The 20,501-nt window shown below is 71.3% G+C and carries 17 protein-coding genes, 2 tRNA genes and 1 pseudogene; 5 read left to right on the top strand and 15 right to left on the bottom strand.

Going from position 1 to position 20,501, the window contains the following annotated elements:
* Positions 1 to 69: 69 nt before the first annotated feature.
* Both aceB and RYJ27_RS02830 read left to right on the top strand, forming a co-directional pair.
* Positions 70 to 1,722: a malate synthase A gene (aceB, locus tag RYJ27_RS02835; protein WP_330171252.1), complete on the top strand. Its 1,653-nt coding sequence runs from the start codon at positions 70 to 72 to the stop codon at positions 1,720 to 1,722.
* 167 nt (positions 1,723 to 1,889) lie between these two features.
* Complete coding sequence (locus RYJ27_RS02830; protein WP_330171251.1) at positions 1,890 to 3,089, top strand: pyridoxal phosphate-dependent aminotransferase; 1,200 nt, start codon at positions 1,890 to 1,892, stop codon at positions 3,087 to 3,089.
* A gap of 52 nt (positions 3,090 to 3,141) precedes the next feature.
* On the opposite strand, the gene RYJ27_RS02825 is transcribed toward RYJ27_RS02830, so the two are convergent.
* The 7 genes from RYJ27_RS02825 to RYJ27_RS02795 all read right to left on the bottom strand — a co-directional run bounded on the left by RYJ27_RS02825 (position 3,142) and on the right by RYJ27_RS02795 (position 8,153).
* Positions 3,142 to 4,278, bottom strand: a complete 1,137-nt coding sequence (locus RYJ27_RS02825; RefSeq protein WP_330171250.1) for a UDP-N-acetylmuramate dehydrogenase — start codon at positions 4,276 to 4,278, stop codon at positions 3,142 to 3,144.
* Between the two features lies 1 nt (position 4,279).
* On the bottom strand, positions 4,280 to 4,696 hold the full coding sequence (locus RYJ27_RS02820; RefSeq protein ID WP_330171249.1) for a MaoC/PaaZ C-terminal domain-containing protein: 417 nt from the start codon (positions 4,694 to 4,696) through the stop codon (positions 4,280 to 4,282).
* Positions 4,693 to 5,139 carry a MaoC family dehydratase N-terminal domain-containing protein gene (locus tag RYJ27_RS02815; RefSeq protein ID WP_330171248.1) on the bottom strand — a complete coding sequence of 149 codons (447 nt, stop codon included), beginning with the start codon at positions 5,137 to 5,139 and terminating at the stop codon, positions 4,693 to 4,695. The genes RYJ27_RS02820 and RYJ27_RS02815 overlap by 4 nt, the downstream gene beginning before the upstream one ends.
* A 28-nt stretch (positions 5,140 to 5,167) precedes the next feature.
* Entirely contained in the window at positions 5,168 to 5,971 is an 804-nt protein-coding gene (locus RYJ27_RS02810) for a sulfite exporter TauE/SafE family protein (RefSeq protein WP_330171247.1), read from the bottom strand.
* A 40-nt stretch (positions 5,972 to 6,011) separates the two neighbouring features.
* Positions 6,012 to 6,770, bottom strand: coding sequence for a potassium channel family protein (locus RYJ27_RS02805; RefSeq protein WP_330171246.1), 759 nt, complete (start codon positions 6,768 to 6,770; stop codon positions 6,012 to 6,014).
* Between the two features lie 343 nt (positions 6,771 to 7,113).
* Positions 7,114 to 7,779 carry an MIP/aquaporin family protein gene (locus RYJ27_RS02800; protein WP_330171966.1) on the bottom strand — a complete coding sequence of 222 codons (666 nt, stop codon included), beginning with the start codon at positions 7,777 to 7,779 and terminating at the stop codon, positions 7,114 to 7,116.
* Positions 7,779 to 8,153, bottom strand: a complete 375-nt coding sequence (locus RYJ27_RS02795; protein ID WP_422732858.1) for an ArsR/SmtB family transcription factor — start codon at positions 8,151 to 8,153, stop codon at positions 7,779 to 7,781. Before RYJ27_RS02795 ends, RYJ27_RS02800 begins: the two co-directional genes overlap by 1 nt.
* A gap of 24 nt (positions 8,154 to 8,177) precedes the next feature.
* Between RYJ27_RS02795 and RYJ27_RS02790 the strand changes: the two are divergent.
* Both RYJ27_RS02790 and RYJ27_RS02785 read left to right on the top strand, forming a co-directional pair.
* Positions 8,178 to 9,326, top strand: a pseudogene (locus RYJ27_RS02790) (FAD-dependent oxidoreductase).
* A gap of 280 nt (positions 9,327 to 9,606) precedes the next feature.
* A complete protein-coding gene (locus RYJ27_RS02785; protein ID WP_330171243.1) occupies positions 9,607 to 11,295 on the top strand; it encodes a glycosyl hydrolase in 1,689 nt (562 codons plus the stop codon).
* Between the two features lie 197 nt (positions 11,296 to 11,492).
* Here RYJ27_RS02785 and RYJ27_RS02780 read toward each other — a convergent pair.
* The 7 genes from RYJ27_RS02780 to xylA form a co-directional block, all read right to left on the bottom strand.
* Positions 11,493 to 11,566: transfer RNA gene (locus tag RYJ27_RS02780), tRNA-Met, on the bottom strand.
* Positions 11,567 to 11,600: 34 nt separating this feature from the next.
* Positions 11,601 to 11,672 (bottom strand) — tRNA-Thr (locus RYJ27_RS02775).
* A 64-nt stretch (positions 11,673 to 11,736) separates the two neighbouring features.
* The gene (locus tag RYJ27_RS02770; RefSeq protein WP_330171242.1) at positions 11,737 to 12,801 is read right to left on the bottom strand and encodes a M23 family metallopeptidase; all 1,065 of its coding nucleotides are present in this window, start codon (positions 12,799 to 12,801) and stop codon (positions 11,737 to 11,739) included.
* A 274-nt stretch (positions 12,802 to 13,075) separates the two neighbouring features.
* The gene (locus tag RYJ27_RS02765) at positions 13,076 to 13,885 is read right to left on the bottom strand and encodes an inositol monophosphatase family protein (RefSeq protein WP_330171241.1); all 810 of its coding nucleotides are present in this window, start codon (positions 13,883 to 13,885) and stop codon (positions 13,076 to 13,078) included.
* Positions 13,886 to 14,150: 265 nt separating this feature from the next.
* Positions 14,151 to 15,113: an aldose 1-epimerase family protein gene (locus tag RYJ27_RS02760; protein ID WP_330171240.1), complete on the bottom strand. Its 963-nt coding sequence runs from the start codon at positions 15,111 to 15,113 to the stop codon at positions 14,151 to 14,153.
* On the bottom strand, positions 15,110 to 16,513 hold the full coding sequence (locus RYJ27_RS02755; protein WP_330171239.1) for a xylulokinase: 1,404 nt from the start codon (positions 16,511 to 16,513) through the stop codon (positions 15,110 to 15,112). Before RYJ27_RS02755 ends, RYJ27_RS02760 begins: the two co-directional genes overlap by 4 nt.
* Positions 16,514 to 16,527: 14 nt before the next feature.
* Entirely contained in the window at positions 16,528 to 17,715 is a 1,188-nt protein-coding gene (gene xylA / locus RYJ27_RS02750; RefSeq protein WP_330171238.1) for a xylose isomerase, read from the bottom strand.
* 84 nt (positions 17,716 to 17,799) lie between these two features.
* Between xylA and RYJ27_RS02745 the strand changes: the two genes are divergently transcribed.
* The gene (locus RYJ27_RS02745; protein ID WP_330171237.1) at positions 17,800 to 18,987 is read left to right on the top strand and encodes an ROK family protein; all 1,188 of its coding nucleotides are present in this window, start codon (positions 17,800 to 17,802) and stop codon (positions 18,985 to 18,987) included.
* Here the strand turns inward: RYJ27_RS02745 and araA are convergent.
* Complete coding sequence (gene araA / locus RYJ27_RS02740; RefSeq protein WP_330171236.1) at positions 18,984 to 20,498, bottom strand: L-arabinose isomerase; 1,515 nt, start codon at positions 20,496 to 20,498, stop codon at positions 18,984 to 18,986. The two genes, RYJ27_RS02745 and araA, sit on opposite strands and share 4 nt — an antisense overlap.
* Positions 20,499 to 20,501: the final 3 nt, after the last annotated feature.

Raw genomic sequence — 20,501 nt, 5'->3', positions numbered from 1 at the left:
GCCGCTCCCGCGGGTCGCCATCCGCACCACGGCCCGTGCAGACGTCCTCCCACTCGACAGGAAACGACCATGACCCTCATCGCCCCTCCCCCGACCGCACCGACGACCCCGACCACTGGGGCACCCGCCGGGTTCGAGATCCTCGGGACCATGCACGAGCGCTTCGACGAGATCCTCACCCCGGATGCCGTCGCCTTCGTCGCGGCGCTGCACGCCCGCTTCGGCGGTCGGCGCCACGACCGGCTCGCGGCCCGCATGCGGCGCCGGTTCGAGATCGGCAACGGCCGCGACCCGGGCTTCCGCGACGACACCGCCCACATCCGCGAGGACACGCAGTGGCGGGTCGCCGGCGCCGGCCCCGGGCTCGAGGACCGCCGGGTCGAGATCACCGGGCCGACCGACCCGAAGATGACGATCAACGCCCTGAACTCGGGTGCGAAGGTGTGGCTGGCCGATCAGGAGGATGCCACGAGCCCCACCTGGCGGAACGTCGTCGGGGGCCAGCTCGCCCTGCGCGACGCGATCCGCGGGCAGCTCTCCTTCACGAGCCCCGAGGGCAAGCGCTACGAGGTCACGGCCGAGCGCACACCGACCATCGTGATGCGCCCCCGCGGGTGGCACCTGAGCGAGGCCCACATGGAGTACACCGACCGCGCCGGTCGCCGGATGACGGCATCCGGTTCGCTCGTGGACTTCGGGCTGTACTTCTTCCACAACGCCCGCGCGCTCGTGGATGCCGGGCGCGGACCGTACTTCTACCTGGCGAAGCTGGAATCGTCCGAGGAGGCGGGGCTGTGGGACGACGTGTTCACCTTCAGCGAGGACTACGTCGGCCTGCCCCACGGCACGGTGCGGGCCACGGTGCTGATCGAGACGCTGCCCGCCGCGTTCGAGATGGAGGAGATCCTGTTCGAGCTGCGCGACCACTGCGCGGGGCTGAACGCCGGCCGCTGGGACTACATCTTCTCGATCATCAAGAACTACCGGGGTCGCGGCGCCCGGTTCGTGATGCCGGACCGCAGCGAGGTGACGATGACCGTGCCCTTCATGAGGGCGTACACCGAGCTGCTGGTCAAGACATGCCACGCCCGCGGCGCGCACGCGATCGGCGGCATGAGCGCGTTCATCCCGAACCGTCGCGACCCGGAGGTGACGGCGCGGGCGTTCGAGAAGGTCGCCGCGGACAAGAAGCGCGAGGCGGGCGACGGGTTCGACGGCACCTGGGTCGCGCACCCCGACCTCATCCCCACCGCGATGGCGGAGTTCGACGCGGTGCTGGGCGACCGCCCGAACCAGCTCGACCGCCGGCGCGAGGACGTCGCCGTGACGGCATCCAATCTCCTGGACGTGCACATCGGCCTGCCCATCACCGAGGCCGGCGTGCGGGGCAACGTGTCGGTGGCGATCCGCTACATCGAGGCGTGGCTGCGGGGTCAGGGCGCCGTCGCGATCGACGACCTCATGGAGGATGCGGCGACGGCCGAGATCTCCCGCTCGCAGATCTGGCAGTGGATCCACCAGGACCGCGAGCTCGCCGACGGCACGCGCATCACCCGCGAGTACGTCGAGGGGCTCATCGACGACGTGCTGGATGCCGCGCCGCGCGCCGACGGCGATCGGTTCGATGACGCCGCCGACATCTTCCGGGAGGTGGCCCTCCGCGAGGAGTTCCCCGCCTTCCTGACGCTGACGGCCTACGCGCGGCACCTCGTCGAGCTCTGACCGCGCACCGAGACACCGCTTCTGCGGCGAGCCACCACGCGACGCGCGGGGTTTCGCCGCAGAAGCGGTGTCTCGCGCGGCGTGCCGGACCGCAGCCCGCACTCCCGGGCCGCGTGCCCCGCGGTGTACCACCGCCGCGGCATACGCGGCCGACTACGCTTCATTGCGTGACCGAACGCGCTCCTCTCTCCCGCAAGCTGTCCGCGATCGCCGAATCGGCGACCCTCAAGGTCGACGCCAAGGCCAAGGCCCTGCAGGCGGCGGGGCGCCCTGTCATCTCCTACGCGGCGGGCGAGCCCGACTTCGCGACGCCGCAGTTCATCGTGGATGCCGCGGCCGAGGCCCTGCACGACCCGGCCAACTACCGCTACACCCCCGCCGCGGGGCTCCCCGTGCTGCGCGAGGCGATAGCCGCCAAGACCCTCCGCGACTCCGGTCTCGAGGTCGACCCCTCGCAGATCGTCGTGACCAACGGCGGCAAGCAGGCCGTCTACCAGGCGTTCCAGACCGTCGTGAACCCCGGCGACGAGGTCCTGCTGCCCGCCCCCTACTGGACGACCTATCCCGAGGCGATCGCCCTCGCCGACGGCGTGCCGGTGGAGGTCTTCGCGGGCGCCGACCAGGAGTACAAGGTCACGGTCGACCAGCTCGAGGCGGCCCGCACCGACCGCACGACCGTGCTCGTCTTCGTCTCGCCCTCGAACCCCACCGGCGCGGTCTACACGCCCGAGGAGACGAAGGCGATCGGCGAATGGGCGCTGGCGCACGGCATCTGGGTGGTCACGGACGAGATCTACCAGAACCTCGTCTACGAGGGCGCCCGTGCCGTGTCGATCGTGGAGGCGGTTCCCGAGGTCGCCGGCCAGACCCTGCTCGTCAACGGCGTCGCGAAGACCTACGCGATGACCGGCTGGCGCGTGGGCTGGATGACGGGACCCAAGGACGCGGTGAAGCTGGCCGGGAACCTGCAGTCCCACCTCTCGAGCAACGTCAACAACATCGCCCAGCGCGCGGCGCTCGCCGCACTGACCGGCCCGCAGGACGAGCCGGAGGCGTTCCGCACCGCCTTCGACCGGCGCCGCTCGCTCATCGTCGCCGAGCTGTCCAAGATCGAGGGGATCACGGTGCCCACACCCCTCGGCGCCTTCTACGTCTACCCCGACGTCTCGGGCCTGCTCGGTCGCGAGTGGGCGGGCACGACGCCGACGACATCGCTCGAGCTCGCCGACCTCATCCTGGAGCAGGCCGAGGTCGCCGTCGTGCCCGGCGAGGCGTTCGGGCCGAGCGGGTACCTGCGCCTGTCCTACGCGCTCGGCGACGAAGCGCTTGTCGAAGGCATCCAGCGCCTGCAGCGACTGTTCGCCTGAGCGCGCCGGGCCCGGCGCACCCCGTGCGCGGGGCGCTACGGCGGGGGCGGGGCTAGAGCTCGACGCCCACCAGCACGGGCTCGGGCTGCAGGATGAGCCCGAACTCGGAGGCGACCCGGCCCTGGATGAACCGGGCCAGCTCCGCGAGCTCGGCGGCGCTCGCGCCACCGCGATTGGTCAGGGCCAGTGCGTGCTTGCTCGAGAGCGCCGCCCTCGAGCGAGGCAGCCTGAAGCCGCGGCGGAGCCCGGCGTGCTCGATCAGCCAGGCCGCGCTGATCTTGACGTCGGGCGAGGACCCGACCGGAGCCGGGACGACGCCGTGGTACGCGGAGAGCGGGATGACCGTGACGGGGTCGATGTCGGGCGCGACGGGCCAACGGGGGCACTCGGGCGGAAGGGTGCGGGCGAAGGATTCGGACACGATGGCGTTCTGGAAGAACGAGCCCGCGCTGTGGGTGTCCGGGTCGGCGTCATCGAGCACCATCCCCTTCGCGGCGCGCGTCGCGAGCACGTGATCGCGCACCCAGGCGAGCGAGACGGTCGCCGCGGCATCCAGCCCCAGCGCGCGGCGCAGCTGCTCGCCCGCCACCGGGAACTCGCCGTGCCCGACGTCGGCGAGATCGAGAGTCACCGAGAGGATGACGGCGGAGCGCGCGGCGACCGAGCCGTAATGCGCCTTCAGCACCGACGTGCGGAACCCGAGACCCAGCTCGGCCGCGGGCACGACCGACACCTCTCCCGTCGACTCGTCGATGAGCTCGACCTCGACGAGCGTCTGCACCAGCTCCTGGCCGTAGGCGCCGATGTTCTGCACGGGGGCCGCCCCCACCGTTCCGGGGATGCCCGACATCGCCTCGATACCCGCGAGCCCCTCGGCGACCGTGTAGGCGACGAGCGCGTCCCAGTCGTGCCCGGCCTCCACGCGCACGAGGGCACGCCCCGGCCGGGGCGCGGGCAGGCGCTGGATGCCGCTCGTGCGCACCAGCACGACGGTGCCGTCGTATTCGTCGTCGCCCACGAAGAGGTTCGACCCGCCACCCACGACCAGCCAGGGCTCGCCGCGGTCCCACGTCTCACGCAGGGCGTCGATCAGCTCGTCCCGGCTGCGGGCCTCGAACATCCGCTCGGGCGTCCCGCCCGTTCGCAGGGTGGTCAGCCGCGCAAGCGGCAGGGGTTCGATCGCGGGCATGTCAGTCCAGGCGTACGCGCAGCTGCGCCTTGCCGAGCACCGTCTGATCGGCGTGCGTGACGGTGAGGTCGACACGCGCGGTGCCCGCCTCGGCATCCACCTGCGCGATGACGGCGCGCACGCTCACGTCGGCTCCGCTGTCGGCGTCGACGACGACCGGCCGCGTGAACCGCACGCCGTACTCGAGGATGCGCGCGGCGTCGCCGAGCCACGGGACGACAGCCGCCCCGGCCAGCCCCATCGTGAGCATGCCGTGCGCGAGCACACCGGGCAGGCCCACGTGGGCGGCGATGTCGTCGCGGTAGTGGATGGGATTGAAATCGCCACTGGCGCCCGCGTACCGCACGAGCGACTCGCGCGTGAGATGCACGGTGCGGTCGGCGACGACGGTGCCGACCTCGACGCTCCCCCGCGTCATGACTCGGCTCCGATCAGCAGGACGGATGTCGCGGTCACCACGTGCTCGCCGGCGGCATCGGTGATCTCGGCCTCGCTCGTGACCATCGCGTTGCCGCCCACGGCGCGCACGCCGACGACCGACAGGCTCGCCCGCAGCTCGTCGCCCGCCACGATCGGCCGCGTGTAGCGGAAGCGCTGCTCGGCGTGGATGGTGCGCTCGAGGGCGATGCCCGAGTCGGGCTCCGCGAGCAGCTGCTGCAGAGTGAGGTCTTGGATGACCATCGCGAACGTGGGAGGCGCCACGACGTCGGCATAGCCGAGAGCACGAGCGGCCTCGGGATCGGTATGCGACGGGTCGGTCGCGAAGACGGCGCGCGCGAACTCGCGCACCTTCTCGCGGCCCACGAGGTACGGATCGGTCGGGGGGAAGACACGCCCGACCAGCTCGGGGTTCACTGGCACCCGGTCAGTCTACCGAGCGCCGCGGGTCTCACTTCGAGCGGCCCCGCGCCGCCCGCCACACGAGCTGGCCGCCGATGAAGGCGAGGAAGACCGCGAAGACGACGTTGCCCGTGAAGGGGTCGATCGACTTGGCGATCCACGCGCCGAGGGCCGTCGTCGTGCACGCCGACAAGCCGACGATGGCGGCGCCGAGAAGGCTCACGTTGCCGCGTCGGATGTTGCCGATCGTGCCCGAGACGGCGGTGGGGATCATCATGAGCAGGCTCGTGCCGCGCGCGATCAGGTCGCTCGTGCCGAAGAGGAGCATGAGCGCGGGGACGACCACGATGCCGCCGCCGACGCCCAGCAGCCCGGAGAGGACGCCGGTCACGAGCCCGAGGCCCACGAGACCGAGCACCGCCCACCACGTGAGCTCGAACGGCTCGCCACGGGTCGGGATGATGAAGAACAGGCTCACGATGACGGCGACGAGGAATGCGGCGAAGCCGAACTGCAGGGCGCGCACGGGAACGCGCGGCAGCAGCCACGATCCGGCCTGGGCGCCGATGACCGCTCCGGCGGCGAGGATGAGTGCCTGCACCCACCCCACATCGCCACTGACGCCGTACGAGATGACCCCCACGGTCGCGGTCGGCACGATCGCGGCGAGGGACGTGCCGGTGGCCAGGCGCTGCGGGTACCCGAGCAGCAGGACGAGAAGCGGGACGATGACCGTTCCGCCGCCGACGCCGAACATGCCGGAGAGGATGCCGGCGGCCAGGCCGATCGCCACGTGCACGAGCACGCGCGAGACCCCCCACGTGGGTGTCGTCACGTCGTTCGCGGGACCCATGCGGCACCTTCCCGGGGGTTCCCGGGTGGAACCGCCCGAGTCACCCTATCGGAGCAGCGGGCGGCGTCCTGTCGTCGGAGCGCACCGGGAGGGGTGCGGGTGCCCCGAATCCCCGTGCGACCTGCTCGAGCTGCGTCGAGATCGCCTTCAGCTGCGCCTTCGTCGCGGGCTGCTCGTCGTCGTGGCCCGCGGCGGCCCTCTCGAGCACCCACGACGACAGGGTGGCCGTGACGGTTCCCAGCACCGCGACGCCGCCGACCATGAGTCCCACCGCGACGAGTCGTCCGGGGACCGTGACGGGCGTGTAGTCGCCGTAGCCGACCGTGGTGATGGTCACGAACGCCCACCAGAGCGCGTCTCCGAAGCTCGTGATGTTCGCCTCGGGCGAGGCGCGCTCGGCCTCCAGCACGCTCAGCGCCGCGAGGTAGATGAGCAGGAGGGCCGCCGCCGCGCCGTAGATCATGATCCGGCTGCGCAGCGCGGCGCCGGCGGTGCGGCGCATCACGTGGAGCACCGTGAGGACCCGCAGCAGTCGCAGGGGCCTGAGAGCGGGGATCGCGACCATCGCGAGCGTGCCGAGATTGCGCCGGAACCACCGACCCCGCTGCGGCGCGATCCACAGCCGCACGAGGTAGTCGATCACGAAGAGCAGCCAGGTGGCGACGATGACGACCCCGGTCACGATCCGTGGGGGCCCGCTGAGCTCGGCGATGACCTGCCACGAGTAGGCGACGGTGAACAGCAGGGACGCGACGATGAGGGGCCAGTTCGTCAGCGCCTGCCAGCGTTCCTCGGTCATGAACCGCACTCTAGAGCGCAACGGCGGCGACGGCCCGCTGCCCCGCCGCCACTCCCGCCGATGCGGCGACACTCACTACTTATCCACAGATGTCCCCCAAACGGTGGACACGAAGGGAATCGCTCCGCTAGCGTCGGAACGACCCGATTCCGACGGTGTGAAGTGGGGACTGAACGCCGTGTTCCCTCGCCATGCGCGGGAACGACAACAGCTTCGGGGGGAAACAGGACAGGTCCCCTTGCGTCGACGACTGGGGAAGACGACGACGCGAGGGGACCCTCTTGTGCGCGGTGGTTGCGGGCCTCAGACCCGTCCGCTCAGGGCCGGTATCGCCGGCGACCACTCAGCCGACCGCCGGCTGGACGCGCGGGAAGAGCAGCCGCACCGTCGCCCAGCCGATCGCACCGCCCAGCAGCTGAGCGCCGATGAACGGCAGGACGGATGCCGGCGCGATGCCTGCGAAGGTGTCGCTGAAGGCACGGCCGACGGTGATGGCGGGGTTGGCGAAGCTGGTCGAGGACGTGAAGAAGTAGGCGGCGCCGATGTAGGCGCCGACCGCGGGCGCCGCAAGGTGCGATCGGCCCGTGCGCACGAGCGCGAAGATCACCAGGACGAGGCCCCAGGTCGCGACGACCTCGCTCACGAGGCGAGGCACGCTCGCGCGGTCGGTCGTGCTCCACGCGAACGAGACGTCGAAGAGGACGTTCGCCAGAACGGCACCCGCGACGCAGCCCACGATCTGGACCGGAATGTACGACGCGACGGCCGACGGGCGCGCACCGTGAAGCGCCGCGTCGACGAGCGTGACGACGGGGTTGAAGTGCGCCCCCGACACGGAGGCGAAGACGAGGATCAGCACGGCCAGCCCGAGGGCCGTGGCGAAGGCGTTCTCGAGCAACTGCAGGCCCACGTCGTTCGGCGAGAGGGATGCCGCGGCGATCCCCGAGCCCACGACGACGACGGCGAGCAGGGCGCTGCCGAGGAATTCACCGACGAGGGCCCGCGCCATCACGGGGCGCTCAGCCACGCCGCCACCTCCTCGAGCGCCCCGGGAACGAGGGCGTAGTACGCCCACGTCCCGCGCTTGGTGCGGGTGAGGAAACCCGCCTCGGTCAGCACCTTCAGGTGGTGCGAGACGGTCGGCTGGCTGAGCCCCACCGGTTCGATGAGGTCGCAGACGCAGGCCTCGGCGCCGACCGAGGACGCCACGATCGAGAGCAGGCGCAAGCGAGTGGGGTCGGCGAGGGCCTTGAGGGTCCGCGCGTGGTCGTCGGCCGCATCGGCATCCAGCGGCTCCTTCACGAGCGGCGCACAGCAGGTGGTGGCGATCAGCGGCAAATGGGTGGTGGTCACGCATCGACAGTAGTCGATATTGACAACCATCGATACACAGTGCAGGTTGTTCGAGTGACACTCATCGGTCTGTCCCCCCGCCCCACCGCCCGGGACCGCCTCACGGCGCTGCCCGCCGCCGTCATCGGAGCGGGACCCGTCGGCCTCGCCGCCGCCGCCCACCTGATCGAGCGCGGCCTCGACGTGGTCGTGCTCGAGAAGGGCGCAGCCGTCGCCGCCGCCGTGCGCGCATGGGGCCACACGCGCCTGTTCTCGCCCTGGCGACACCTCGTGGACCCCGCCGCGCGACGGCTGCTCGAGGCATCGGGCTGGACGATGCCCGCCGAAGACGCGGTCCCTTCGGGTGCAGAGCTCGTCGACCTCTACCTCGACCCGCTCTCGCGCCTCGACGCGATCCGCTCGGTCGTGCGCACCGGCGCGACGGTCGAGGCGGTCACGCGAGAGGGGATGGACCGCACGCGCAGCGCGGGGCGGTCCGCAACACCCTTCGCCCTGCGCCTGCGCGACGCGGACGGCACCGTGCGCGAGGCCAGCGCCCGCGCCGTGATCGACGCGTCGGGCACCTATTCCTCCCCCAATCCTCTCGGCTTCGGCGGACTCGATCCCCTCGGCTGGCAGGATGCCGCGGCATCCGTCACCCACGCCCTCCCCGACGTGTCGGGCCGCGACCGCGTTCGGTTCGCAGGCGCGCACACCGTCGTCGTGGGCGCCGGGCACTCTGCGGCGAACACCCTCCTCGCCCTGGCGGACCTCGCCCGCAGCGAACCGGGCACGCGCGTCACGTGGCTGGTGCGCAACTCCCGCGCCGTGCGCGTCACCTCGTCATCCGACGACGAGCTCGTCGAGCGTGCACAGCTCGGCGGGCGGGTCGAGGCGCTCGTCGCCGAGGGGGTCATCGACCTCGTCGACATCGTCGAGGCGCCGCGGCGGCTCGCGCCGCTGATCGACCCGAACGTGCACACGTGCGGCACCGTGGAGCCCCACGGATTCCGGGAGCTCCAGCATCCCGAGGACGGCTTCTTCCTCGTCGGAATGAAGAGCTACGGGCGGGCGCCGACGTTCCTCCTCGCGACGGGGTAGGAGCAGGTCCGATCGGTGGCGGCGTGGCTTGCGGGCAATACCGAGTCCGCGGCACGGGTCAGCCTGACCCTGCCGGCGACCGGCGTGTGCTCGACCGACCTGGGCGGAAGCTGCTGCTCGTGAGCGTGTTGCGCCCGTTCGCGGAGTCCGACTGGCCGGCCGTGGCGGGGAGGCGGTACGGTGACCGCCGCCGCGGGGCCGCTGAGCTCGGGTGACACGTGGGTGGGTTGCGGGCGAATCCCCGGCTCATCGGAGCCCGCGCCGCTGACGGCGCACAGGATGGACGCCGGACGCCGGCGACGCAATTCTCTTTGCGTGCGACACACGCCCGTCATCTTCCCCCGCTAGCCTGTGCCCCGATCGGTTCGGGTGTCACATTCATCACTGGAGACTCGCTCCCCCCATGAAGATCCCCCCTCTTCTGTCCAGAACCATGGGCGCCGCCCTCGCCACCGGCGCCTCGCTCGCACTGACCGCCGGGGTGCTCACCGCACCGACCGCCAGCTCGGCACTGCAACCGGCAGCCCCCGCCGTGGCGTCGACGGCCTCGACCCTCCCCGACCTCGGGTTCTCCCTGAACGGCAAGGCGCTGTCCGGTCCCGTGTCACCCGCGCACTATCGCACGCTGTCCGAGATGTCGCCCGGCACGGTGTGGGCTCGAGTGGGCTTCAACGGCGACGGCGACTGGCGCAAGAACGTCGACGAGTATCTCGGTCCCATCCGCCAGGCCGGCATGAAGGTGCTCCTGCGGGCATCGTTCCGAGGCGCGGTCTACAACAAGAAGGTGCCGCTGAACGCGGCCGAGCAGGCCCGGTACGGCGACTTCGTGCGCGACCTCGCCCACTACGTCAAGACGAAGCACGGCCTCACCCCCGACGACGTCGTGTTCGAGCACCCCAATGAGAGCAACGGCCTGGTCTCCGGAGCCGACTACGCGGCCGCGGCGAAGAACGCCTACCCCAAGCTCAAGGCCGTCGACCCCGGCTTCAAGATCATCGGCGCGAGCGAGAACGTCTACGCATCCAACTGGAAGACCTGGTTGCAGGATGTCTACAAGGCCGGCTATGCGAAGGCCTCCGATGGCGTCAGCTTCCACAATTACGACCCGCAGGGCGATCGCTCCAAGTACGACTTCCTCGAAAGCCTGATGAAGCAGCACGGGCACTGGCCCGCGATGGTGTGGCTGACCGAGTTCGGCACGACCACCGTGCCCGGCGCGAAGGGCAACGGCTCTGCCGCCGCTGGACGGGCGGCGCAGAGCGAAGCCGGCCAGGCCACGCGGATCACGAGCGTCCTGTCGTTTCTGCGCGACGAGGTTCCGTGGATCACCCACGCCTTCGTCTACGCCGACGAGGACATTCCCTCCCGCAAGTCCTCCGACCGCTTCGAAGCCCACTTCGGCATCTTCGCGAACGACTCGCAGGGCACGATCACGCGAGAGAAGCCGGCGGTCCAGGCGATCCGCAACCTGTACGCCTCGACCAAGCCCGCCGACGCCCGTCAGGTCGGGCCCGCCCCGGTCGTGACACCGACTCCCGCGCCCGCGCCGACGCCGGCCCCTACGGCGCCCATGGCACCGAAGCCCGGTGCGACGCAGACCCTCGCGTCGTTCTCACTCACGAGCGCGGCGCCCACCACGACCGGTTCGGGGGTCACGGTGTCGCCCGTCACCGGAGTCGGCTTCCGCACGGCGCCCACGTTCGCCGACTTCTCGCCGGCCTACGGGCGCAAGGTGCTCCAGACGAACCCCTCGACGACGTCGCCCCGCACCGACGCCGCCTACGTGGAGACGGTGCTCACGGCATCCACGCCGTCGTCGACTGTGAGGGTCGAGTCGATCCAGTTCAAGGCCACGCGCGGCGGAGACGCGCAGCCGCGCGGCCTTGTTGTCGTCGCGGTGGTCGACGGCGTCGCGAAGACCGTGTTGACGCAGTCGCTGCCCACGCAGCGCCCGAGGCTGACTCCGTTCAGCGCCACCGGGCTCGGCCTGGAGGGCAAGGAGGTGCGGATCCGCGTGTATCCGTACTCCCCCGTCCACACCGCGACGGTCGAAATGACCGACCTGGCGATCACGGGCCGCGTCAACGGCTGAACGATGGTGAGGGGGCCTGCCCGGGCCCCCTCACCTCCTCGCGCGCCCCATGGGCTTCCGCGCGGGGCAGGTTCTGCGCAGCGGGGCACGACATAACCTGCCCCACTGCGCAGGACGTGCCCCACTACGTCGACGGGGTTCAGCAGAGCCCAGCCGAACACAACGAAACCCCCGCATTTGCGGGGGTTTCATGTCTGTAGCAGGAGCGGGGCTTGAACCCGCGACCTCACGATTATGAGTCGTGCGCTCTCACCAACTGAGCTACCCTGCCGCACCGCACCCGACGTTCGAAACCGGATGCTGCGAGCCCCGAGTCAGGATTGAACTGACGACCCCTTCCTTACCATGGAAGTGCTCTGCCACTGAGCTATCGGGGCGTGCTGCCTGCATGCAGGCAACCAGAAGAGAATACCAGAGCGACGGCATCCGCCGAGAATCGTGTCAGCCGCCGGCGTGCTCGCGCAGCCAGGCAAGCGGGTCGATGCGCTGGTTGCCCACGAACACCTCGAAGTGCAGGTGCGCGCCGTACGACAGGCCCGTGTTGCCGGTGAGGCCGAGGAACGTGCCGACGGGGACGACGTCTCCCGCTTTGACCTGCAGCGAGCCGTACTGCATGTGCGCGTAGTGCGTCGAGAAGACCTCGCCGTCGATCTCGTGATCGATGATGACGTGCACGCCGAACGCGCCGCCGCTCTCGCTCGCCACGCGCACGGTACCCGCCGCCACCGACTGGATGTGCGCGCCCTCGCCGGGCGTGAAGTCGAGGCCGTAGTGGAACGATCCCCAGCGCGGGCCGTAGCCGTCCGAGATGGGCACTCCCGCGGCGAAGGGCCACTGGATGGGGGCGGCCGGGTCGTTGACGAAGAAGTTGGTGTGGCGGGTGATGCCCGTCGCGGCCGCGATCTCGGAGAACGTCGTCGTCGTGTACTTCTCGTCCCGGCTGAGGTCGGTGTCGGCTGTGTCGGGAGCGGTGTACGCCTGGATCTCGGTCGCCGCGCCGTCGCCCCCGGTCTCGGCCGGGGCCTCGATGCTCGTGACGGCCTCGGCCTTCGTCGCGGCCGCGACGGCCTCGGCGGGCGCACCCATCGACAGTGTCATGAGTCCGACGACACCCATGACGCCGACGGAGAAGGATGCCGCGGTCAGCCGCTTCAGCGGCAAGCGTCGCCGCTCTGCGGGCATGGCGTCCACGGGTAGCGCGCTCTCGCCGGGGCTGTCCTTCGTCTTCACGACGGGCGTCTCGCCCGTGAAGGAGAAGACGCGCGCCGCGGCCTCGAACGGATCGGCCACGAACGCGGATGCCGCCGGTGACGCCGTCGCCGGCGACTCGGCCTCGCGCGCCTCCTCCGTCACGAGGGAGGGAGTGGCGAGCGGGGCGGTGGCGGCCGTTCGCGCGGCGCGGCGGGAGGTCGGGATCCCGCTGACGGCGGGCGCGACGGCGGGCGACGGCGCCGGGCCGGCGGGAGCCAGCGGGCCTACCTCGACCACGCCTTCCGGCATGACCATCGACGGGGCATCCAGACGAGCCGAACGATGCGGCTGGCGTACACCCTCCCCCGCGTTCGCAGGCGTCGCCGATCGAGCAGCGGCTTCTGCACGGCGAGCACGGCGGGTGAGGCCGGCATCCGTCCGGGGGGCTTCGGAATGCAAGCGGTAGAGCTCTCGTTCGACTGCGCGTCGGAAGACGCGGTTTCTTCGGGGGGCTATCGATCTCGCCGTCGAAGCGGAGATAACGAATAGGTAAACACTAGCCGTTTCGACCTGGGAAAGCCATGTGCGGTCACTCCGCACGCACGAGCGGGGCGAGCACCGCGTCGAGGCGATCGAAGAACTCCCCGGATCCCGCCAGCATCGTCTCGCGACCGAGCGGAGCACCCCCCGCGCCGGCGACGCGACCCCCTGCCTCCCGCACCAGCAACGCCCCGGCCGCGAGATCCCAGGGCCATAGTCCCCGCTCGTAGTAGGCGTCGACACGGCCGGCGGCGACCGAGGCGAGGTCGAGCGAGCCCGCCCCGATGCGGCGGATATCGCGGGCGAGCGGCATCACGTGCGCGAGCATGGCCAGCTGGCTGGTACGCCGGTCGGGGTCGTAGGAGAAGCCGGTGGCGATCAGCGCCCCCGCTGGCGAGGGCGAGCCGCTCACCTCGATCCGTCGATCGTTCATCCACGCCCCGTGATGGAGCGCGGCGCGGAACATCTCGCCCGTCGCGGGATTGAAGACGGCCCCGGCCTGGGCCTCCCAGCGCGCGGGGTCGGGCTCGCCCGTCACGGCGGCGATCGACACCGCATAGGCGGGGATGCCGTAGGCGTAGTTGACGGTGCCGTCGATCGGGTCGACGACCCACGTCAGCCCGGACCCGCTCTCGGCGGCGCCGGATTCCTCTCCCAGGAAGCCGTCGTCCGGTCGCTCCGCCTGCAGGCGGCCGCGGATGTACTGCTCGACCTCGCGGTCGGCCTCGGTGACGATGTCGGCGAGCGTCGACTTCGTCGCGGCGATGGCGACGCCCTCCGATCGGCGCCGAGCCGCGAGCGCACCCGCCTCACGGGCGATGTCGACGGCGAGCGACTGGAGGTCGAGAGGATCTGTCACCCGTCCCACGCTATCGACACACAGCGCGTCGGGACAGCCGAGGCGGCCTGCCGGAGACATGAATTGGCCCCCTCGGGTGGCCCATTGGGGACTGGACGACTCGAGGGGGCCCTGCATCCTCCCTGGCCGGGCGCAACACCGCTTGGGGTATCGATGTGCACGTCGCTGGGGACGACGTTCCGGCCGCCAACAGGAGGGGCTGTGAATAGTTTAGATCACACGGGGCACACTGGCGTGTCCCCTTTTCGGGGGACACGCCAAAAGCTCAGGCTGCCTTCCGCGCGATCGCGAAGATGGTCCATTCAGCCTCCGCCGAGGCTCCCGGGTCAAGCACTATGAGAGCTTTCTCACTGTTGAATGCGTCGGGCGGGCACGTCATGGGCTCGACGGCCAGACCTGTGCGATCCGCGGGCTCCCCGGGACGGTCGGCCGTGTGGATCTGAACCCAGCTGCAGGCGCCGTCCCACACGATTCCCGCGCCGCTTCCTGCGGCATCCGTCACGGTCACGGTCACCGAGCCGTCGTCGCTCGTGTGCAGACCCGTGTACGCGTGGTCGATCCTGGCGTCCGCGATCGGGCGGGGAGTCCGGTAGTCGAACCGGCGGGGGTCCGACGCGTCGACGGGCTCCAGTGCGACGGGTATCAGGCGGTCCTCGGTCACGGTGAGGACCTCGTCCGCGGGCAGCTCGAGGATCCAGTCGTCGACCTTCCCCGCTCCGGCGACGAGGTACGGGTGCGGACCGGTGCCGTAGGGCGCCCGCGACGACGCGAGGTTGGTCGCCCGCACCGTCTGGGTCAGACCGTCGGGGCCGAGCCGGAACGTGGTCTCGATGGACAGACGCCACGGGTAGGCGCTCTGCGGCTCGATCTCCGCCTGGAGCGTGACGTGGTCGGCACCCTTGTCGATGGCGTCGTAGTCGAGCCACGCGCCGAGACCGTGCAGCGCGTGGCCCCGCGAGGGCTCCGTGAGCGCGAGCTCGTAGTCGACGCCGTCGAAGCGGTATCGACCGTCCACCACCCGATTCGGCCAGGGCACGAGGGTCGTGCCGCGATAGGCGGGGCGCACCTCGTCGGCCTCGAACGGCACCACGAGATCGCGAGGTCCGCCCTCCTCCTCGATCGTGAGGCAGCGCAGCGAGGCGCCGACGCTCGCGATGACGGCGGTGTAATTGCCCGATCGGAGGATGTGCTGGGTTCCGGACGCAGGGCGGCGAGGTTCATCGATCACTCGTCGTATCCTGCCGCAACAACCCGGTATCGCGCGCGGATGACCGGCCGCGTGTCGGATGCGTACTCGCCGCTCGACTCGGGCGACCAGCCCGGCCGCTCACCCGTGTGCACCCAGGCCGCCTGCGCGGCGGCACCGAGCGCGACGTACTCCCCGGGCTCGGGGACGACGATCGGCACATCGAACACCTGCGCCGCGATGGCCGAGACTGCGGGGTTGCGGGCGGCGCCGCCGACGAGCATGACGCGGCGTGCCTGCACGCCCAGTGCGCGGATGGCGTCGAGGCCGTCGGCGAGACCGCAGAGCATCCCCTCGATCGCGGCGCGCGCGACGGCCGGGCGCGTCGTCGACGCGAGCGTCAGGCCGGCCAGCGTCGCGGTCGCCTCGGGCAGGTTCGGCGTGCGCTCGCCCTCGAAATAGGGCACGAGCACGGGCACGGATGCCTCGGCATCCGCCTCGAGCGCGAGGCGCCCGAGCTCGTCGTGGTCGACTCCGAGAAGCCCCGCGACGGCGTCGAGCACGCGCGCGGCGTTGAGGGTCGCGATGAGCGGGAGGAACCCTCCCGCGGCATCCGCGAACCCGGCGACGGTGCCCGAGGCGTCGGCCACGGGATCGGCGGTCACGGCGAAGACGGTTCCCGACGTGCCGATCGAGACGACGACGTCACCTTCGCCGGCACCCAGGCCGAGCGCCGCCCCGGCGTTGTCGCCGGCGCCCGGGCCGACGAGGACACCCTCGGGGGTGCGTCCGGCGGACTCGCCGGGCCCCAGCACGCGCGGGCGCACCGCGTCGTGCCCGAGAGCGCGCACGAAGAGGTCGACGTCGTAGCCCGAGGCGCCCCAGTAGGCCGTGCCGCTGGCGTCGGACCGGTCGGTCGTGAGCTCCTCGAGCACGGGACCCAGAGGGGACTCATCGGCGGGGCCGAAACCCCGCAGGCGCCATGTGAGCCAATCGTGCGGCAGCGCGACCGCGGCCACGCGCGCGGCGTTCTCGGGCTCAGCATCGCGCAGCCAGCGCAGCTTCGTCGCGGTGAACGACGCGACGGGCACGACGCCCGTGCGGCGCGCGTACTCCTCCGCGCCGACCTCCGCGATGAGATCCCGCGCCGCCTGGGCAGAGCGGGTGTCGTTCCAGAGCAGGGCATCGCGGATGACGCGGCCCTCGGCATCCAGGGCGACCATGCCGTGCTGCTGACCGCCGACCGAGACCGCGGCCACGTCGGCGAGACCGCCGGCGTCCGCGATCGCCGCCGTCAGGGCGTCCCACCACGCGGCGGGAGGCACCTCGGTGCCGGCGGGGTGGGTGGCACGCCCCTCGCGCACCACCCGCCCCGTCTCGGCATCCACGACCACGACCTTGCACGATTGGGTCGACGAATCGACCCCCGCCACCAGAGTCATGACGCCGAGGCCGTTCAGCGTGCGCCGAGCAGGTGCTCGGTGGCGAGCTGCTGCAGGCGAACGAATCCGAAGCCCTTGCCGCCGAGGTACGCACCGGTGTCGAACTCCTCGAACGCGGCGCGGTCGGCGAGCAGGTCGTCGTACGACTCGCCCTCGCTCAGCGTCGGCACCGACAGCTCCGCGACGCGCGCGGCCTCGAGGGCCTCCTGCACCTCGGGGTCGGCGCGGAAGGCCGCCGCGCGCTCCTTGAGCAGCAGGTAGGTGCGCATGTTCGCCGAGGCGGAGGCCCAGACCCCGGTCTCGTCCTCGGTGCGGCTCGGCTTGTAGTCGAAGTGACGCGGTCCGTCGTACGCGGGGATGCCCCCGGGTCCGCCGTTCTCGAGCAGGTCGACGAGCGCGAAGGCGTTGTGCAGGTCGCCGTGACCGAACACGAGGTCCTGGTCGTACTTGATGCCGCGCTGGCCGTTGAGGTCGATGTGGTAGAGCTTGCCGTGGTACAGCGCCTGGGCGATGCCGGCGGCGAAGTTCAGGCCCGCCATCTGCTCGTGGCCGACCTCGGGGTTCAGGCCCACGAGCTCGGGGCGCTCGAGGGAGTTGATGAACGCGAGGGCGTGGCCCAGGGTCGGCAGCAGGATGTCGCCGCGCGGCTCGTTGGGCTTGGGCTCGATGGCGAAGCGGATGTCGTAGCCCTTGTCGGTGACGTAGTCGCCGAGCAGGTTGACGGCCTCGCGGTAGCGCTCGAGCGCGGCACGGATGTCCTTCGCGGAGTCATACTCGGCGCCCTCGCGGCCGCCCCACATGACGTACGTCTTGGCGCCGAGCTCGGCGGCCAGGTCGATGTTGCGGATCACCTTGCGCAGCGCGAACCGGCGCACGCCGCGGTCGTTGGAGGTGAAGCCGCCGTCCTTGAACACGGGGGCGGTGAAGAGGTTGGTGGTCACCATCGGGACCGCGAGGCCGGTGTCGGCGAGCGCGCCCTTCAGGCGGTCGATCTGCGTCTGGCGCTCGGCGTCGGTCGAGCCGAAGGCGAAGAGGTCGTCGTCGTGGAAGGTCACGCCGTACGCGCCGAGCTCGGCGAGCTTCTCGACGGTGTGCACCACGTCGAGTGCGGGCCGGGTGGGGCCGCCGAAGGGGTCGGCACCGGTGTAGCCGACGGTCCAGAGGCCGAAGGTGAACTTGTCGGCGGGGGTGGGTGTGGGCATTGTCCTGCTCCTCGATGAACGGAAAAGTTGGTAGTGACAACCTATCTCATGCGCACCGCGCACGCGACCCCCTACGCTGGGGCTGTGACCGATCGCGCGAGGACGTTCGAGGACGTGCGCCGTACGAACCTCGCGCGGCTCCTGCGCATCGTGCACCTCGAGGGCCCGCAGTCCCGTGCCCGCCTCACCGCGGCCACGGGACTCAACCGGTCGACCATCGCCGACCTCGTCGCAGAGCTGGTGTCGCTGGGGGTCGTGGCCGAGCTCCCGCCCGCACCCGCGACGCGCGCCGGCCGGCCCTCTCCCGTCGTCGCGGCCGATCCTGCGATCGTGGCGATCGCCGCAAACCCCGAGGTCGATGCGATCACACTGGGCGCCGTGCGCCTCGACGGCACCGTCGTGGTTCGACGACGTGTGGAGGTCGACCATCTGCTCAGGCCCGAAGAGGCGGTCGGGATGGTCGTCGACACGATGGCCCAGTGGCGCACCGACGAGCTGCGCGAGGCGCGGCCGATCGGGGTGGGTCTTGCCGTGCCCGGCCTCGTGCGCGCCAGCGACGGCGCCGTGCGCATCGCGCCGCACCTGGGGTGGCGCGATGTCGCGCTGCGGGAGCTCGCGGAGAGCGCCACGGGGCTGCCGGTGGCCGTCGGCAACGACGCCTCCCTCGGAGCCATCGCAGAGCACCTCTTCGGCGCCGGCCGCGGCATCGACGACCTCGTCTACCTCAACGGCGGCGCGAGCGGCATCGGCGGCGGGGTCATCGTCGGCGGCACCCTGCTGTCGGGGCTGTCGGGGTACGCCGGAGAATTCGGGCAGAACCGCCCCGGCATCCCCTCGACCGCCGACCGCCGCGCCGATGACGGCGTGCTCGAGGACGAGGTCAGCCGCGCTCGGCTGCTCGCCGTCGCCCGGCTCACCGTCGCCGACGACCCGACGCTCGCGGCCGCGCTCACCGAGAGGGACGTGCCGGATGCCGCGGCGGAGATCGCCCGGCAGCGGCGCATCCTGGCGACGGCCCTCGCCAACGCCGTCAACGTCCTGAACCCGAGGCTGATCGTGCTCGGTGGGTTCCTCGCCACGATCGCGACCCTCGGCGAGGGCGCCACCGATCAGCTGCTGGACGCGGTGCGCGATCAGGCGATGCCCGCCGCGGCGGAGGAGGTGGAGATCCGCCCGGCCGCTCTGGGCGAGAACCGCCTGCTGATCGGGGCCGCCGAGGCGGCCTTCACGACCCTCCTCGACGACCCCGTCGGCGCGCTGCGCGCGACTTAGAGCCCCTGCGCCAGGCGGTAGTAGGCCTGGTTCCAGCGCACTTCGCGCTGGAAGTCCCGCAGCGTCGTGTCGTCGTCGATCACCAGCAGCTCGGTCTTCGCGATCTCCGCGAAGTCGCGGAAGACCTCGATTCCGACCGCCGTCGTCATGACGGTGTGGTGCGCGGCGCCGGCGGTCAGCCACGCCGCCGCACTCGTGGCGAAGTCCGGCTGCGGCTTCCAGATCGCGCGACCGACCGGGAGCTTGGGGAGATCCGGAGCCTCGACGTTCTCGACGACGTTGGCGACGAGGCGGAAACGGTCGCGCATGTCGCTCATGGCGACGACGACGGCCGGGCCGGGGTCGGCGGTGAACACGAGGCGCACGGGGTCGTCCTTGCCGCCGATGCCGAGCGGGTGGATCTCGAGCCGCGCCTTCGCCGACGACAGCGACGGCGACACCTCGAGCATGTGCGCACCGAGGATCCTTTCGTTGCCGGGCACGAGGTCGTAGGTGTAGTCCTCCATGAGGCTGGCCCCGCCGGGCAGGCCCGCGCCCATGACGTTCGCGATACGCACGAGGATGGCGGTCTTCCAGTCGCCCTCGGCGCCGAAGCCGTAACCCTCGGCCATCAGTCGCTGCACCGCCAGGCCCGGCAGCTGCTTCAGTGCGCCGAGGTCCTCGAAGCTCGTCGTGAAGGCGCCGAAGCCGCCCTCCTCGAGGAACGATCGCAGACCGAGCTCGATCGCGGCGCCGTCGCGGAGCGACTCGTGGCGCTCGCCCCCGGCGCGCAGCTCGGGCACGACGTCGTACTCCTCTTCATACAGGGCCACGAGCGCGTCGATGTCGGACGCGGACACCGCGGCCACGGCATCCGCCAGCTCGTTGACGCCCCACGTGTTGACCTGCACGCCGAAGCGCAGCTCGGCCTCGGTCTTGTCGCCCTCGGTCACGGCGACGTAGCGCATGTTGTCGCCGAAGCGCGCGAGCTTGAGGCTCCGCGAGGCGGCCCAGCCCGCGGCGGCGCGCTGCCACGACGCGATCTCGCCGCGCACACGGGCGTCGGAGGCGTGCCCCACGACCGTCTTGCGCGCGACGCCGAGGCGGGTCTGGATGTACCCGAACTCGCGGTCGCCGTGCGCCGCCTGGTTGAGGTTCATGAAGTCGAAGTCGATGTCGGCCCACGGCAGCTCGACGTTCGCCTGCGTGTGCAGGTGCAGGAGCGGCTTCTGCAGAGCGTCGAGCCCGCCGATCCACATCTTCGCGGGGCTGAAGGTGTGCATCCACGCGATGAGACCGATGACGCTGTCGTCGGCGTTCGCCTCGAGGGCGAGACGGCGGATGCTGTCGGCATCCTTCAGGACGGGCTTCCAGACCACCTTCACGGGCACGTTGCCCTCGAGCTCGGCGACGACGCCGCGGGACTGGTCGGCGACCTGCCGCAGCGTCTCCTCGCCATAGAGGTTCTGGCTGCCGGTGACGAACCAGACCTCGTACGGCTCGAGCGAGGTGGACAGAGGGGTGCGGGTCATGGG

Source organism: Microbacterium limosum (assembly GCF_036324365.1).
GTDB lineage: Bacteria > Actinomycetota > Actinomycetes > Actinomycetales > Microbacteriaceae > Microbacterium > Microbacterium limosum.
The sequence above is the reverse complement of the archived record's forward strand: the minus strand, read 5'-3'. Positions and strand labels throughout refer to the sequence as shown.

Bases quoted from the DNA above. Each gene is read 5' to 3' on its own strand.
- xylA (WP_330171238.1), bottom strand. From the start codon at position 17,715: ATGCCCACACCCACCCCCGCCGACAAGTTCACCTTCGGCCTCTGGACC.
- araA (WP_330171236.1), bottom strand. From the start codon at position 20,498: ATGACCCGCACCCCTCTGTCCACCTCGCTCGAGCCGTACGAGGTCTGG.
- RYJ27_RS02810 (WP_330171247.1), bottom strand. From the start codon at position 5,971: ATGGGTCCCGCGAACGACGTGACGACACCCACGTGGGGGGTCTCGCGC.
- RYJ27_RS02795 (WP_422732858.1), bottom strand. From the start codon at position 8,153: ATGGTTGTCAATATCGACTACTGTCGATGCGTGACCACCACCCATTTG.
- RYJ27_RS02755 (WP_330171239.1), bottom strand. From the start codon at position 16,513: ATGACTCTGGTGGCGGGGGTCGATTCGTCGACCCAATCGTGCAAGGTC.
- RYJ27_RS02825 (WP_330171250.1), bottom strand. From the start codon at position 4,278: ATGCCCGCGATCGAACCCCTGCCGCTTGCGCGGCTGACCACCCTGCGA.
- RYJ27_RS02805 (WP_330171246.1), bottom strand. From the start codon at position 6,770: ATGACCGAGGAACGCTGGCAGGCGCTGACGAACTGGCCCCTCATCGTC.
- aceB (WP_330171252.1), top strand. From the start codon at position 70: ATGACCCTCATCGCCCCTCCCCCGACCGCACCGACGACCCCGACCACT.
- RYJ27_RS02785 (WP_330171243.1), top strand. From the start codon at position 9,607: ATGAAGATCCCCCCTCTTCTGTCCAGAACCATGGGCGCCGCCCTCGCC.
- RYJ27_RS02820 (WP_330171249.1), bottom strand. From the start codon at position 4,696: ATGACGCGGGGGAGCGTCGAGGTCGGCACCGTCGTCGCCGACCGCACC.
- RYJ27_RS02770 (WP_330171242.1), bottom strand. From the start codon at position 12,801: ATGGTCATGCCGGAAGGCGTGGTCGAGGTAGGCCCGCTGGCTCCCGCC.
- RYJ27_RS02800 (WP_330171966.1), bottom strand. From the start codon at position 7,779: ATGGCGCGGGCCCTCGTCGGTGAATTCCTCGGCAGCGCCCTGCTCGCC.